The sequence below is a fragment of the Massilia oculi genome (assembly GCF_003143515.1).
In the GTDB taxonomy this organism is placed as follows: domain Bacteria; phylum Pseudomonadota; class Gammaproteobacteria; order Burkholderiales; family Burkholderiaceae_D; genus Telluria; species Telluria oculi.
Genome location: NZ_CP029343.1, coordinates 5,380,521 through 5,396,100, shown reverse-complemented (window position 1 = coordinate 5,396,100; position 15,580 = coordinate 5,380,521). Strand labels below are relative to the sequence as shown.

General features: G+C 69.5%; 9 protein-coding genes, 1 pseudogene and 2 riboswitches. Of the genes and pseudogenes, 7 read left to right on the top strand and 3 right to left on the bottom strand.

From position 1 onward, the window contains the following. Nucleotides 1-13 precede the first annotated feature (13 nt). Entirely contained in the window at nucleotides 14-2,290 is a 2,277-nt protein-coding gene (locus DIR46_RS24230) for a DUF1631 family protein (RefSeq protein WP_109347517.1), read from the bottom strand. Between the two features lie 123 nt (nucleotides 2,291-2,413). Then, nucleotides 2,414-2,974 (bottom strand): ATP-dependent Clp protease proteolytic subunit, encoded by a 561-nt coding sequence (locus DIR46_RS24225; protein WP_109347516.1) that lies wholly within the window; start codon nucleotides 2,972-2,974, stop codon nucleotides 2,414-2,416. A 419-nt stretch (nucleotides 2,975-3,393) separates the two neighbouring features. After that, a riboswitch (glycine riboswitch) is annotated at nucleotides 3,394-3,479 on the top strand. A 17-nt stretch (nucleotides 3,480-3,496) separates the two neighbouring features. Continuing rightward, nucleotides 3,497-3,591, top strand: a riboswitch (glycine riboswitch). A 46-nt stretch (nucleotides 3,592-3,637) separates the two neighbouring features. Here DIR46_RS24225 and gcvT point away from each other — a divergent pair. The 3 genes and pseudogenes from gcvT (at nucleotide 3,638) to gcvP (ending at nucleotide 8,177) form a co-directional block, all read left to right on the top strand. Next, complete coding sequence (gene gcvT / locus DIR46_RS24220; protein WP_109347515.1) at nucleotides 3,638-4,756, top strand: glycine cleavage system aminomethyltransferase GcvT; 1,119 nt, start codon at nucleotides 3,638-3,640, stop codon at nucleotides 4,754-4,756. A 59-nt stretch (nucleotides 4,757-4,815) separates the two neighbouring features. Continuing rightward, nucleotides 4,816-5,195 (top strand): annotated as a pseudogene (gcvH, locus tag DIR46_RS24215) (glycine cleavage system protein GcvH). A gap of 87 nt (nucleotides 5,196-5,282) precedes the next feature. Then, complete coding sequence (gene gcvP, locus DIR46_RS24210) at nucleotides 5,283-8,177, top strand: aminomethyl-transferring glycine dehydrogenase (RefSeq protein WP_109347514.1); 2,895 nt, start codon at nucleotides 5,283-5,285, stop codon at nucleotides 8,175-8,177. Nucleotides 8,178-8,199: 22 nt separating this feature from the next. Here the strand turns inward: gcvP and DIR46_RS24205 are convergent, their stop codons facing one another. Next, nucleotides 8,200-9,987, bottom strand: coding sequence for a methyl-accepting chemotaxis protein (locus tag DIR46_RS24205; RefSeq protein ID WP_229446390.1), 1,788 nt, complete (start codon nucleotides 9,985-9,987; stop codon nucleotides 8,200-8,202). A gap of 177 nt (nucleotides 9,988-10,164) precedes the next feature. Between DIR46_RS24205 and DIR46_RS24200 the strand changes: the two genes are divergently transcribed. The 4 genes from DIR46_RS24200 to DIR46_RS24185 are packed head-to-tail and all read left to right on the top strand — an operon-like array spanning nucleotide 10,165 to nucleotide 15,568. After that, nucleotides 10,165-13,161: a sensor histidine kinase gene (locus DIR46_RS24200; RefSeq protein WP_109347513.1), complete on the top strand. Its 2,997-nt coding sequence runs from the start codon at nucleotides 10,165-10,167 to the stop codon at nucleotides 13,159-13,161. Nucleotides 13,162-13,216: 55 nt separating this feature from the next. Continuing rightward, complete coding sequence (locus DIR46_RS24195; RefSeq protein ID WP_162819621.1) at nucleotides 13,217-13,858, top strand: outer membrane beta-barrel protein; 642 nt, start codon at nucleotides 13,217-13,219, stop codon at nucleotides 13,856-13,858. Nucleotides 13,859-13,869: 11 nt separating this feature from the next. Next, nucleotides 13,870-14,508, top strand: a complete 639-nt coding sequence (locus DIR46_RS24190; protein WP_109347511.1) for a putative outer membrane beta-barrel protein — start codon at nucleotides 13,870-13,872, stop codon at nucleotides 14,506-14,508. 40 nt (nucleotides 14,509-14,548) lie between these two features. Next, nucleotides 14,549-15,568: a DUF3108 domain-containing protein gene (locus DIR46_RS24185; RefSeq protein ID WP_109347510.1), complete on the top strand. Its 1,020-nt coding sequence runs from the start codon at nucleotides 14,549-14,551 to the stop codon at nucleotides 15,566-15,568. Nucleotides 15,569-15,580 lie beyond the last annotated feature (12 nt).

Genomic DNA, 15,580 nt, shown 5'->3' with positions numbered 1-15,580 from the left:
GGTAAAGCGCGCATCATACCATTGCCGGCATGGGCCTGACCGCCGCGCTCAGGATGCGGCCGACCACGCCCTCGGCCGCCACCACACGCATCGCGCCTTCGCGCAGCAGCTCGGCCAGGCGCGCGGCCGGCAGCGAAAACGCTTCCTGGCGCCCGGCGCCCGAGAAGATGTACAGCGTGCGCAGCGGGCTGACCCAGGCCAGGCGCACCCGGCGCACGATGTGCGCCTCGCTCAGCTCGAGGCGCATGCCGCGCTCCAGGCCGGCAAGCAGGGCGGCGGCCGGATCGCTTGCGGCGGCCTGCGCTTCCTCGGCCTGGATCCGGGCCTGTTCCCGCTCTTCTTCCTGTTCCCGGGCGACCCGGCGCAGCGCATCCTGCTGCGCAGCCTCGAGCGCCAGTTCGAGCTGGCGTTCGGGCAGCAGCTCGATCGGCGCGCGCACGATCGACGCGTGGCATTCGGCCAGCTCGGCGAAGAACTGCAGGCGTTCGGCATCCTGCCAGCGGGTGGCGTCGAGCCAGTTGTTCAGGCTTGCCAGCAGCGCCGGCAGGCGCGCGATCAGGGCCTTCCTCTGCTCCTGGGTCGCCTTCGGCTTGACGCTCCAGATCAGGTCTTCCATCGTGCGCGTGGCATTGTCGACGGCGCCGGGACGGCTGTCCTCGATCGTGTAGGCCAGCGCCAGCGCGGCGCTCCAGCGGCCTTCGAGAAATCCCGAGACGGCCGGGATCAACTGCTCTCCGGTGAGGCGCAGCGCCACCGCGCGCCGGGCCGAACGCTCGGCGGCGGCGCGCTTTTCGCTGCGCATGGCCTGGGCGATGGGCGCCGCCATCGCCGCCTCTTCCATATGATCGCGCGCGGCCAGGCCGGCTTCGAGGTCGGCCACGGCCGCATCGAACTCCGGATCGACCTGGCCGCGCACGCGCTCGACGCTGCGGCGCATGGCGCGGTAGACCGGGTCGTCCGCGTCCAGGGAGCGTTCCCAGCCGGCCTGCGACAGCAGGTCGAGCAGGCGACGCGCCGGATGGCTCTCCTGGAAGAAGAAGCTGCGGTCGCGCAGCGCGGTGCGCAGGACCGGCAGTTGCAGGTGACCGATCAGTTCGCGCGTCTCGGGGGCGACGCCGTCGTCCTGCAGCACACTGCCGAACACGCGCGACAGCAGGTCGAGCGTCGTTTCGTCGGCGCGCGACAGGGCGCCCTGCGGCAAGCTGGCGCGCAGGCCCGGAAGGACGGGGATGCCGGGGGCCGCGTCCGGGGCCGCGGCGCCAGCGCGGGCCAGCAGATCGATCAGGGGCTGCGCGGACGGCGCCGGCGGTGCGGCGCTGCCGGCGCCACCCGGCGCGCAGACCTGAGCCGGAGGGGCGCTCGCGCCGGCGGCAGCGCTGCAGGGAACGGCGCCCGCTGCAGGCACGGGCGGCGCCAACGGCGCCACAGCGAAGCCGGACGCCGCGCTCGGACGCCAGCCGCCGCTGCCCTGCGGCAGGTTCGGGATCTCGTCGACAGCCAGCGCCGGGTCGAACAGCTGGCGCAGCTGCTGGGCCAGCGCGGCATCGCGCCGGGCGCGCTCGGCCTGGCGCGACGCCCGGTCGTCGGTCTTGCTGAAGCGGGTGTCGGCGTTGCCGCCCTTGCGTGCCTTGAGCTTCTCGATCAAGGCCTCGATCAGGGCTTGATACAACGGCCCCAGGTCGAACATCAGGCCGGGGCGCAGCAGCGGCGCCAACAGGCCGTGGGCCTCGGGATCGGGCTCGAACTGGCGCCAGGCAGCGTCCACGGCGGCCAGGAAAACGTCGGGACGGAAGGGGTTGTGCGCGGCGCGCACCAGGTCGCGCCCTAGCAGCAGGCCGAGGCGCACGCCCAGCGTGGCCAGGCCCTCGGAATGCTGCAGGTCGAAGGGCCGGCTGACGGCGCCCAGCGCCATCTGCTGGTCGATCTGCTCCAGCGGGACCAGGCTCAGTTCGGCCGCCGTGGCTGGAGCCGCATCCGGGGCGCCGGCGGCGTGCGGGAGCAGGCCCGCGACTTCCCGGCGCAGCGCCGCTTCGATCTCGCTCGTCGCCAGGTGGGTGAAGGCGTAGCCGTTGTCCTTGAGGAGATTGCCCGATTTTACGCGCCGCATGACGGTGGCGGGGTCGAGCCCGGCCGCGGTCAGGTCGAGCAGCGCGGACACCATGCGCCGCGCCATGTCCGCCAGGCCGGACTCGGCATGGCTGCGCGCGATGTCGACCAGCTCGGCCAGCGCCGCCTGCTGGGCGGATGCGGCCTTGCGCGCGGCAGAGTTCTGGGCGGATGGGGTGGCCATGACGGTTCGGCGAAGTGAGGCAAGCCCCTATTCTGCCATATTCTTACCTTTCAGCAATGACGAAACACCTTCTGGCCGGAGCGCCGCCGGCCGCCGACGCCCCGGCCGGCGATTACCCCCGGTTCAGATATTGCGCAGGATGGCGCCTTTCGGCGGCGCGAAGTCCAGCACCTCGTGGATCATCTTCGCCTTCTTGGCATCGCGCGCGGTCAAGTGCAGGTCGCCGTACTGGTGCACGCTCCACTGCTCGGGCGCGAGTTCGATTTCCTTGCGCAGGATGGCCTCGGTGCGCGCATCGTCGGCGCGCAGGCCTTCGACGATGATGTTGAGCGCATCCGGCCGCGAACCGGGAGAAGCGGTCGCATGCGACTTGTGGATCATGAAGCGCGCGGTCTCGCTGGCATAGCGGCGCGAGCCGGCCAGGTAGAGCACCACCGCGATCGATGCTACCGCCCCGGCGTTGTACATCACAAACTTGATGGGCGAGCTGGCCATGAAGTTATACAGGCACAAGCCGTCGCTGACATAGCCGCCATTCGACTGCAGCAGCACGTGGGCGGTATCGATCCCGTCCTCGGTCATCGCCGCCACCGCCTCGAACATCCGGTGCACCATATCGCTGTTGACGTCGCCCGACAGCGTGTACCAACCCTCTTTCTCCTGCAAATTTTTTTCTTCGTTCACAGTCCATTCCCGCCTACAAAGTAAGTGGAACAAGTGTAGCAAATCACGACAAACAGCCTGACTGCCCTGCACCAATAGTGCGCAGCAATACTTTCCAGCAATTTTATAATGAGGGTCAGTGTAGATTTATTGGGCAATTCCTCAAAGTTGTCAAACAATTCGACTTTGACCCTAATTGATATTGGGTCGTTTAGCGCTACCAAAATCGGCGATTGATTCTGGGCGTCAAACAGTTCTCCTGATGCACGCTTTTTGTTTCTCGGGAGCCTGGAATTAATGAGGGTCGGAGTAGAATTAACGAGCAACTTAAAAAGTTGTCAAAGAATTCTACTCTGACCCCAATTGATGGGTTGGGGGGGGAGGCAATTCAATGCGGGGCTTGTGTGGTTGACAGGGTTGGCGGGCTGGCATATCCTCCGCAGTCTTGATCGGGAGAGCGCAGCGACGCTGCCGCCGAAGGGGCACTCACCCATAAACTCTCAGGCAAAAGGACCGGTCAAGGGACGGCGGCGCACGGCGCGGCCGGTCAACTCTGGAGAGCGGCCGCGATGCGGCCCACCGAAGGGGCAAGCGGCGCCGGCCGCTATCTCTCAGGTACCAAGGACAGAGGGGTCGATAGCGCACGACGATCGTGCCGACACCCTATTCATGCCCGAGGATTCCATGACGCTCAAAGCGACCCCGCTCAATTCCGCTCACCGTGCCCTTGGCGCCAAGATGGTCGACTTCGGCGGCTGGGATATGCCCGTCAACTACGGCTCCCAGATCGAAGAGCACAACGCGGTGCGCCTGGATGCGGGCATGTTCGACGTGTCCCACATGTGCGTCGTGGACGTCAAGGGTGCCAACACCCGCTCCTTTCTGCGCGGCCTGCTGGCCAATAACGTCGACAAGCTGCAAGTGCCGGGCAAGGCCCTGTACTCGTGCATGCTCGATCCGCAAGGCGGCGTCATCGACGACCTGATCGTCTATTTCTTCTCCGAGGACTGGTTCCGCATCGTCGTCAACGCCGGCACCGCCGACAAGGACGTGGCCTGGATGAACGCGCAGAATGCCGCCACCAACAGCGGCGTGAGCATCATCCAGCGCCGCGACGGCAACGACCCGATCGCCCTCATCGCCGTCCAGGGCCCGAACGCCCGCGCCAAGCTGTGGCAGGTGCTGCCGACTACCAGGTCCGCAACCGAAAACATCAAGCCCTTCAACGCCGCCATCGTCGGCGACACCGCCTTCGGCGAAGCCATGGTCGCCCGCACCGGCTACACCGGCGAAGACGGCTTCGAGATCGGCGTGCCCGCGAGCCAGGCCGAAGCCCTGTGGAACGCCCTGCTCGCCGCCGGCGTCAAGCCGGCCGGCCTCGGGGCGCGCGACACCCTGCGCCTGGAAGCCGGCATGAACCTGTACGGCCAGGACATGGACGAAACGACCAATCCGCTCGACGCCGGCCTGGCCTGGACCATCGACCTGGTGTCCGAGCGCGACTTCATCGGCAAGGCCGCGCTGCAGGCCAAGGGCCAGGGCGCCCAGTTCGTCGGCCTGATCCTGCGCGAGAAAGGCGGCATCCTGCGCGCCCACCAGAAAGTCGTGGCCGCATCGGGTAACGAGGGCGAGATCACCAGCGGCACCTTCAGCCCATCCATGCAGCAGGCGATCGCCCTGGCGCGCGTGCCGATGGACGTCGCCGTTGGCGACACCGTGCACGTGATCATTCGCGACAAGCGCCTGGCCGCCAGCGTGGTCAAGCTTCCGTTCGTGCGCAACGGCAAAGTGCTGGCCGCCTGAGTCGCCGCGCCGGATAACAAACACCTATACTGATAACCCCACCATCCCCAGGAGTTTCCATGAACATCCCTACCGACCTGAAATACACCGAATCCCATGAATGGGTGCGCCGCGAAGAAGACGGCAGCCTGACCGTGGGCATCACCGAATACGCGCAGGACGCGCTGGGCGACATCGTGTTCGTCGAACTGCCGCAGGTCGGCAAGGAATTCACCGCGGGCATGGATGCCGCCGTGGTGGAATCGGTCAAGGCCGCCAGCGACATCTACGCGCCGGTCGCGGGCACCGTCACCGCCGTCAACCAGGCGGTCGCCGACGCCCCCGACTCGATCAACCAGGATGCCTACGGCGCCTGGCTGTTCAAGCTGGCCCGAGCGACGCCGCCGCATACGACAAGCTGCTCGACGCCGACGCCTACGGCAAGACCACCGACCACTGATGGTCCAAGGTGCGCCCGTCCCCGGGCGCACCTCCCTGTGCACCCCTCCTTGATCCAGCCAGCATTGGCGCCAGACTCCTTTCTATCATGACCCGCTCCAGCCTCACCCAACTTGAAGCACGCGATTCGTTCATCCCGCGCCACATCGGCCCGTCCGAATCCGAACAGGCAGCCATGCTGTCGACCCTCGGCTACGCCACCCGCGCCGCCCTGATCGACGCCGTGGTCCCGGCCAACATCCGCCGCAAGGACAAGCTGGACCTGGGCCAGTTCGCCGAGCCGCGTACCGAAGAAGAAGCACTGGCGCTGCTGAAAAGCCTGGCGTCGAAGAACAAGGTCCTGAAATCGCTGATCGGCCAGGGCTACTACGGCACCCACACGCCGAAAGTCATCCTGCGCAACATCTTCGAAAACCCGGCCTGGTACACCGCCTACACCCCTTACCAGCCCGAGATCTCGCAAGGCCGCCTGGAAGCCATCCTGAACTTCCAGCAGGCGATCACCGACCTGACCGGCATGGGCATCGCCAACTCGTCGATGCTGGACGAAGGCACCGCCGCCGCCGAAGCGATGACGCTGATCCAGCGCGTCGGCAAGTCGGCCTCGAAAGTGTTCTACGTCGCCGACGACGTGCTGCCGCAGACCCGCGAGATCATCGAGACCCGCGCCGAACCGATCGGCGTCGAAGTGCGCACCATCGCACCGGCCGACATCGAAAAACTCGAGGAAACCTGCTTCGGCGTGCTGCTGCAATACCCGGGCGTCGATGGCGAGGTGCGCGACTACCGCGCCGCCGTCGAGCACCTGCATGCGGCAGGCGCGATGGTGATCGTGGCCGCCGACCTGCTGGCCCTGACCGTCCTGACCCCGCCGGGCGAATGGGGCGCCGACGTCGTGGTCGGCAACAGCCAGCGCTTCGGCGTGCCGCTCGGTTTCGGCGGCCCGCACGCCGGCTACCTGGCCACCCGCGACGAATTCAAGCGCAGCATGTCGGGCCGCCTGGTCGGCGTCACCATCGACGCCCAGGGCAACCCGGCCTACCGCCTGGCCCTGCAGACCCGCGAACAGCACATCCGCCGCGAAAAGGCGACCTCGAACATCTGCACCGCCCAGGTGCTGCTGGCCGTGATGGCCGGCATGTACGCGGTCTACCACGGCCCGCAGGGCCTGGCCCGCATCGCGCGCCGCGTGCACCGCCAGACCACGATCCTGGCCGCCGGCCTCCAGCAGCTGGGCTTCGAGCTGGCCAACAAGACCTTCTTCGACACCGTCACCGTGCGCGTGCAGGATGCGAACGCGATCCACCAGCAAGCCAATGCGCGCGGCCTGAACCTGCGCCAGATCGACGCCGCCACCGTCGGCGTCTCGCTCGACGAAACCGTCACCCGCGACGACCTGGCGAACCTGTTCGCCGTGTTCGGCAATGGCAGTGGAAATGGCAACAGCGTGGACCTCGACCAGCTCGACGCCGGCGTCGCCGACGCCTTCCCGGCCGCGCTGGCCCGCACCAGCGCCTACCTGACCCACCCGACCTTCAACCGCTACCACGCCGAGCACGAGATGCTGCGCTACCTGCGCGCGCTGGCCGACAAGGACCTGGCGCTGGACCGCACCATGATCCCGCTCGGCTCGTGCACCATGAAGCTCAACGCCACCGCCGAGATGGTACCGGTCACCTGGCCCGAGTTCTCGAACGTCCACCCGCTAGCGCCGAACGAGCAGACCATCGGCTATCGCGAGATGATCGCCCAGCTGGAAGCCATGCTGTGCGCCGCCACCGGCTACGCCGCCATCTCGCTGCAGCCGAACGCCGGCTCGCAGGGCGAGTACGCGGGCCTGCTGGTGATCCAGAAGTACCATGAATCGCGCGGCGAAGGCCATCGCAACGTGTGCCTGATCCCATCCTCGGCGCACGGCACCAACCCGGCCTCGGCCAGCATGGTCGGCATGAAGGTCGTGGTCACCGCCTGCGACGACAACGGCAACGTCGACCTGGCCGACCTGAAGGCCAAGGCCGAGCAGTACAGCAAGGACCTGGCCTGCGTGATGGTCACCTACCCCTCGACCCACGGCGTATTCGAGGAAGGCATCAAGGAATTGTGCGAGATCGTGCACCTGCATGGCGGCCAGGTCTACGTCGACGGCGCCAACATGAACGCGCTGGTCGGCCTGGCCGCGCCGGGCGCCTTCGGCGGCGACGTCAGCCACCTGAACCTGCACAAGACCTTCTGCATCCCGCACGGCGGCGGCGGCCCCGGCGTCGGCCCGATCGGCGTCGGCGCCCACCTGGCGAAGTTCCTGCCGAACCAGCTGTCGACCGGTTATGTGCGCGACGAGAACGGCATCGGCGCCGTCAGCGCCGCCGCCTTCGGCTCGGCCTCGATCCTGCCGATCTCGTGGATGTACATCGCGATGATGGGCGCCGAAGGCCTGACCAGCGCGACCGAAGTGGCGATCCTGAACGCCAACTACATCGCGCGCCGCCTGGCGCCGCACTACCCGGTGCTGTACGCGGGCCACGACGGCCTGGTCGCCCACGAGTGCATCATCGACCTGCGCCCGCTGCAGGACAAGACCGGCATCAGCAACGAGGACGTCGCCAAGCGCCTGATGGACTTCGGCTTCCACGCCCCGACCATGAGCTTCCCGGTGCCGGGCACCCTGATGATCGAGCCGACCGAGTCGGAATCGAAGGCCGAGATCGACCGCTTCATCGAGGCGATGATCACCATCCACGCCGAGATCGTCAAGGTCGAGCGCGGCGAGTACGACCGCATGGACAACCCGCTCAAGGGCGCGCCGCACACCGCCGAAGTCGTGACTTCCGACGATTGGCAGCACGGCTACACCCGTGAAGTGGCGGCCTTCCCGGTCGCCGGCCTGCGCAAGAAGAAGTACTGGCCGCCGGTCGGCCGCGCCGACAACGTGTACGGCGACCGCAACCTGTTCTGCGGCTGCGCGCCGATCAGCGATTACGAGTAATCGCCCGGGTTGACCGAACCCGTCACTTGCGGCTCGAGGCGAGCCGCAAGTGCGACGCCTGGTGACGGCGGCGTTCCCTGTTGGCCCCGCGGCGTTCGCGCGCCGGATCAAATGGTTTTGACAAGGGAACGCCGCCGTCGTCTTTGCGGCCCGCGTCCTCCGCCTGCGGGGCCGCCGCTTGCGCGCCCTCTTCTTCCAGCCTGAACCCCGCCACCGTGCGCGACAGCGCCAGCGCCTGCATCTGCAGGGTGCGCGCCGCGCTCGCCGCTTCTTCCACCAGCGTGCAGTTCTGGCGCGTCACCTGGTCCATCTGCACGATCGCCTGGCCCACGTCGGCCAGGTGCGTGGCCTGGCCTTCGCCGGCGGCGCCGATGCGCCCCGCCAGGTCTTCCACCTCGCGCACCGTGCCGGCGATGCGCTCCATGCTGCTGCCCGCGTGCAGGGCCCAGGCCGCGCCGCCGTCGATCTCGGCCAGCGACTGCGCCGCCACGGCGCGGATCTCGCGGCTGGCGGCGGCCACCCGGCGCGCCAGCGCCCGCACCTCGCCGGCCACCTCGGCCATCGCCGGCGACTGCGCACCGGCATCCATGCCGGCGTCCATCTGTGTGCGCGCCGCATCCAGCGCCGCGTTCAGGGCCAGCGTGCCGGTCTCGCTCGCCGCCAGCTCCAGCCCCTCGACGATCTCCACCACCCGCTGCGCGCCGCGGCGGCTGCCCTCGAGCGTCGCCACCAGCCGTTCGACCACGTCGCTGCCTTCGTGCGCCACCTCGCCGGCGCCGGCGGCCAGGCGGTTGGCGGCGCGCGCCTGGTCGGCGCCCAGCCTGACGTCGGCCGCCAGCTCGCGCAGCGCGCCTTCGGTATGCGCCAGCGCGCTGGCGCGGAACACGGCGCGGCTGCCCAGGCTCAGGCTGCCCAGCTTGATGTCGCGCGAGGCGGCGCCGATCAGGCGCGCCGATTCCAGGATCGAACGCAGGGTGCCGTTCAGGTTGCGGATGCTGGCATCCAGCTGGCGCGAGGTGTCGGCGATCTCGTCGCCGCCGTAGTCGTGGTCGAGATGCGCTCGCAGCGTCAGGTCGCCGCTGGCCAGGCCGCTGGCGGCCCGCCCGATGCCGCGGATCTCGGCCAGCAGGATGCGGCGCACCGCGAAGGTGATCGCCAGCGACAGCGCGATCGCCAGCAGCACGACCGCCGGCATCAGGACCGAGATCATGCGAAAGTCGGCCTTGGCGCTGCTGGAGGCCTCGCGCGACAGCGCTTCTTCGAGCACGCCCAGGTCGGCCAGGCGCTGCGCCACCAGCGCGAACGCGCTTTCGGCCTTCTGCATGGCGTTGGCGCTGATCGAGCCGTCCAGCGGCGCCAGCTCGATCACCTCGCGCACCGCCTCGGCGTAGCGCAGCTGGGCCGCGGCGGCCTGCTCCACGTGGCGGTCCTCGGCCTCGGTCAGGGTCATCCTGCCCAGGGTCTCCAGGCCGGCCGCGATGCGCCGGTGCTGGGCCAGGATGTCCTGGCGCAGCGGCTCGGTGCGCGCCACCGGGAAGCTGCCGCCCATCCAGCTCAGCAGGCGATAGATGTCGGCGTGCGCTTTCTGCGACTGCGCCGCCAGGCTGCTGGCGGCGCCCATGCTGGCCGCGCGCTGGCCGACGATCGATTCGAGCGAACCGTTCTGGCGCACCATCGCGTAATACGCCACCCAGGACAGCAGGAGCAGCAGCGCCAGCACGGCGCCGGGGGCGAGCAGCAGCTTGGGGCCGATTTTCAGCCGTGACAGCATGGAGAACCCGGGAACGCGGTCGGCGGGCGGCGTGGTCATGGCGTCCTCTCGTCTTGGTGCATTATTTCTTCAGTGCATACAACAATGTACGCCGCAGGCGCGCGCCGCACTTGTCGCGGCGCAAGGCCCATGTCCGCTGCGGCGACTTGCCGCGCAGGGGAGTTTTGGGCAAGAATCCGTCCAACCAACAATAACCAGTTACACGGAAAACCTCCCATGCGCCTGCCATGTGCACGCCTCCCGCATTGCCTCCTGTTTGCCATCCTGGCCCTCGCCCTGTGCGTCCGGGCCGGCGCCGCCCCGCTGCCGCCCTGGACCGGCGACCTGCAGCACACCTCATGGACGCGCGAGGACGGCGCCCCGTCCGCGGTGTATTCGATTACCCAGGATGCCGCCGGCATGCTGTGGTTCGCCGCCACCGATGGCCTGTACAGCTTCGACGGCGCGCGCTTCGTGCGCAACGACGAGGTCTTCGGCCACAAGCTGCGCTCACCGCTGACGATGGCCGTGGCCGCCGATGGCGACGCCATCTGGGTCAGCTACCAGTTCGGCGACATCAGCCGCTTCGAGCGCGGCGCCGTCCATCACTACGTCGGCAAGGATTCGCCGCCCACCACGGTTTTCCGTTTCGGGCGCACGCCCGACGGCGTCATGTGGGCCTCGAGCGGCACCGGCATGCACCGGCTCGAAGGCAAGCGCTGGCTTGAGGTAGGACCGTCCGCCGGGCTGCCATACGGCCGGCCGCATGGCTTCAGCGCGCTGGCCGACGGCAGCCTGCTGGTCTACTGCGCCGACGGAATCTACCGCGGCGCGCCCGGTTCCGCCGCCGGCGAGCGGCGCTTCATCAAGGTGCTCGACCAGCCGCAGCTGGGAAGCGGCTACCTCCGTCCCGACGGCAAGATCGTGATCAAGACCCGGGCCCCCGGCCTGCGGCTGTTCGATCCCGCCAGCGGCGCGACGGCGCCGCTGATCCTGCACAATGGAGGCGCGCCGCTGCTCGGCTACGAAGGCGATGCGCGCGGCGGCTTGTGGGTCTCCACCGGCGATGCGGTGCAGCTGCTCGACGGCAAAGGCAAGCTGGTGCGCCAGCTCTCGACCGCCGCCGGCTTCACCGACGGCATCTTCAACGCCACCTTCGACGACCGCGAAGGCAATCTGTGGTTCACCACGGCGAACGGCGTCGACCGGGTGCGCCAGGCCCGCCTGTCGACCGTCGCGCTGCCGCCGGGCTTCGTTCCCGCGCTCAGCGTCGCGCCCGGCGACGCTGGCGCCGTCTGGATCGGCAATACCGACCGCACCGGCGCCTTCGATTTCGCCAGCTTCGTCCTCGCGCCGGACGGCAGCCGGCGCGCCACGGAGGTCATGGACGTCAGCGCCAGCCACCGCGCGCCCGACGGCACGCTCTGGTTCGGCAACAATGCCAGCCTGTGGCGGGTGCGCGACGGGGCCATCCGGCGCTGGGCGCTGCCCCCGCAACTGACGGGACGCAATGTGCAGGCGATGACGACCGGCGCCGACGGCGCGCTGTGGGTGTCGGTGATCGGCCACGGCGTGCATACCTTCCGCGATGGCGCCTGGCGCAAGGGCGACGGACGCGCGGCGCTGGCCGGTCCGACCGCGGTCACGCTGGCGACCGATCGCCAGGGCCGCATCTGGTTTGGCTACACCGACAACCACATCGCCATCCTCGACGGGGATGCGCTGCGCCACTACGGACCGCGGCAGGGCCTGGCGGTCGGCAATGCGCTGGCGATCGTGCCCGGCAGCGCCCGGGTCTGGATCGGCGGCGATCGCGGCCTGGCCTGGTTCGACGGCGAGCGCTTCGTGACCCTCGACGAGCGCGGCGGCCGGGGATTCCGCGGCGTCTCCGGCATCGTCGAGCGCGCCGACGGCGAGCTGTGGCTGCACGACACCGGCGGCCTGGCGCGCGTCACGGCCGCCGACCTGACGCGGGCGCTGGACGCGTCCGACGCCACGGTCGCGGCCGAGCGCTTCGACCACCTGGACGGTCACCGCGGGATGCCGGCGCAGATGCAGCCCCTGCCTTCGCTGGTCCAGGCCGACGACGGCCGCCTGTGGTTCGCCACATCCAGCATCGTGGGCCACGTCGATCCCGCCAGGATTGCGCGCAATCCGCGCGCGCCGACGGTCATGGTGACCGCCATTCGCACCGACCAGGGCAGTCATGCGCCCGCGCCCGGCCTGGTGCTGCCGGCCCGCACGACCCGGCTCGAGATCGATTTCACCGCCACCGCGCTGTCGATGCCGGAACGGGTGCGCTTCCGTTACCGGCTCGCCGGCCAGGATGCGGACTGGCGCGAGGCCAGCGGGCCGCGCCAGGCGGTATATACGAACCTGGCGCCGGGAGACTACCTGTTCGAGGTCAGCGCCGCCAACGAGGATGGCGTCTGGAGCCGGCAGCCGGCGCAGGCGGCCCTGCGCATCGAGGCCGCCTGGCCCCAAACGCTGTGGTTCCGGCTGGCCTGCGCCATTCTCCTGCTGGGCACGGCCTGGCTGCTGCATCGCTGGCGCCTGGCGCGTCTCGCGGCGCGCCTGCGCGAGAAGATGCTGGTGCGTACCCGCGAACGCGAGCGCATCGCGCGCACCCTGCACGACACCTTCCTGCAGAGCGTGCAGGCGCTGGTGCTGCGCATGCACGTGCTGATGGGCAGGCTGCCGGCCGACAGCGGGATGCGGGCCGAGGTCGAGGACGTGCTGACGCGGGCCGAAGACGTGATCGAGGAAGGCCGCCAGCAGGTGCGCCAGCTGCGGGTGCCGGGCGTGCGCCACGGCTGCCTGCCGCAGGCGCTGGAAGACGCCGGCGGCGCACTGGCGGCGTCGTCCGGCACGGCCTTCGTCCCGGAAGTCGCGGGCAACGTGCGCGAACTGGACCCGGAAGTCGAGGACGAGATGTTCACCATCGGCCGCGAAGCGCTGTCCAACGCCTTCCGCCATGCCGGCGCCACGCGGATCAGGCTGACGCTCGACTACCACGCCGACAGCCTGCGCCTGGCGGTGAGCGACGACGGCCAGGGCATCCCGCCCGACATCCTGGCCCGCGGCGGGCGCGAAGGACACTGGGGCCTTCCCGGCATGCGCGAGCGGGCGCGCCTGGCCGGCGGCGTCCTGAACATCGACAGCACTCCGGCCGGCACCGTCGTCAGTGTGCGCATACCGGTAACAACTGCTTACCAAGGCATGCGTCGCGCATGAGCACAGCGCCCTGTAACGCGCTATGCTTGCACGAGACCCGACCGAGGAAAAACCGATGAAAGCCCGCGCCTTCGTATTGACGCTTGTTGTGCTGACGACCGCCGGGGTGCATACCCGGGCCCTGGCCCAGTTGCTGCCCGACCCGGCGCCGCGCCAGCCGGCCCAGCTCGAACCCGGCAAACCCGCTGCGCCCGATCCGTTCGCCGGCAGCCACCAGCCTTATCCGCGCGTGTACGGCGGTAACGTGGCGGCCCAGCCCAACGACCACGTGTTCACCGGCATGCGGCGCGATCCGCGCCTGACTGGCGGCGTCGAGGTGGCGCCCAACGTCGCCATCGAGGGCGGTTACGTCAACCTGCCGGACAAGGGTTTGCACGAGGTCGAGCCGGGCAAGCCGGCGGACGCCTCGATCCCGCTGGGCGAAAAAGGTTCCAGCAACCACCTCGCCGCCAGATACTCGCTGTCGGCCGGCGACCGCCTGTCGGCCTACGGCAAGGCCGGCATCGCCTATACTAAAAAAAAGAAGGAACGAGGCGTGGCCGGGTCGGAGACCGGTCTGTACACCGGCGCCGGCGCCAGCTACAAGGTCGACAAGCGCACCACCGTGAGCGGCGACTTCGTGCGCCATGGCGACGCGGCGAAGAAGCTCGACCGCGTGCGCGACGGCCTGCAGGGCAATCTCAAGATGGGCTTCTGAAAGGACGCGACATGAAACGCCCAGCCATCCTGCTCGCGGCAGCCGTCGCCACCGCCGCTCCAGCGCAGGCGCAACTGGTTGAGCCGGCCGCCGCGCCGGTGGAACTGGCCGACACCCGCCCACGCAGCGTGTTCTCGGCCCCGCGCGATCCCCACTCCCGGACCTTCCCTCGCGTCTACGGCGGCAACCTGAACGCCAATCCCAACGACCGCCTGTTCGGCGGCCTGTTCAAGACCGACCCCAGGCTGCTGATGGGCGTATCGGTGACGCCGGCGCTGGCCTTCGAGGCCGGCTACGTCAATCTGCTCGACCAGGGTTTTCGGCCGGTGAACGAACGCGATCCCGAAGACACGACCGGCGCGATCGGCCTGCGCGGCTTCAATCTGCACACCGCCGTCAAGGTCACGCAGCCGCTCGGCGAACGCCTGTCGGCCTACGGCAAGCTGGGCGTGGCGCACAGCCAGAACCGCCGCGGCGTCCGCAAGGGCGTCGATACCGGCTTGTACACGGGCGTCGGCGCCAGGTACCAGGTCAGCGAGCGGGTCACGATCGACGGTTCCTTCGAGAACCATGGCCACGCGGCCGAGCGCTTCCAGGATGCGACCAACTCCAGCAGCCGGGTCAAGGCCAACCTGAGCCTGGGCTTCTGAAGCCCCCCTCGCGCGACGGGCGCGCGCTACACTAGCGCCCATGAGATTTTCCGCTTTCCTGGCGCGCTACCGGCGCCTGCTCGGCATCGGCCTGGCGTCCCTGTTGCTGCACCTGGCCGCCCTTGCATGGCTGGACTTCCCCATTCAACGCGCGGCGGCCGTGCGCGAGCCTGCCCCACTGGCGCTGAGGCTCGCGCGCGCCGGGACGGATCGCGCAGCACACCGGCCAGCACCCAGCCCGCCGCCCGCATCCCGGCCTGCCCCGGAACCCGCGCCCGAGCCGGATGCACAGCGGGATGTCCAGCCGGATGCCGAGCCGGATGCCGAGCCGGATGCCGGACCAGATGCCGCACCGGCTGCGCTGCCCGTGCTCGCGCCGCTCCAGGCGGACGGCCGAGGCGAGGTGCGGCCGGGCGCGATGCCCGGCCAGTTCCGCGTCTCGCCGGCGCCTCCGGCGCGCCTCGACTATCGAGTGAGCGGCGCAGGCGCGGCGCGCCTGGACTGGCGCACCGACGGCAGCAGCTATCGGCTCACGCTCGACGGCATCCTGGGATCACTGGACAGCGAGGGCGGCCTGGACGACGGTGGCCTGGCACCGCTGCGCGCCAGCGAGCCGGCCGGGCCGGGCCGTGCGACCACCGACTTCGATCGCGAGCAGGGAGTGATCGTCTCGCATCTCGGCGCGCGCCGCGATCAGCTGGCGGGCGGGGCCCAGGACCGCGCCTCGCTGCTGCTGCAGCTGGCCGGCATGGGACGCGCCAATCCGGACCAGCTGCGGGGCGTGCTGGCCTTCTGGATCGGCGCCGCCGGCGGGGCGCGCCAGGAACGCTACGAGGTCATGGGAATGGAGACGGTCGACACCGGGATCGGCCCGGTGGAAGCGCTGCGCATGGCGCAGCTGGCGCCCGAGGGGGCGCCGCGGCTGGAAATATGGCTCGCGCCCGGCCAGGCCTGGCTGCCGGTGCAGCTGCGCCTGACGCTGGTCGACGGCGCGGTGCGCACCCAGACCCTGGAGGCCGTCGAGATCGAAACCGAAACCGACAGCGCGCCCGGGCCTTGACGCAAGCGTCCG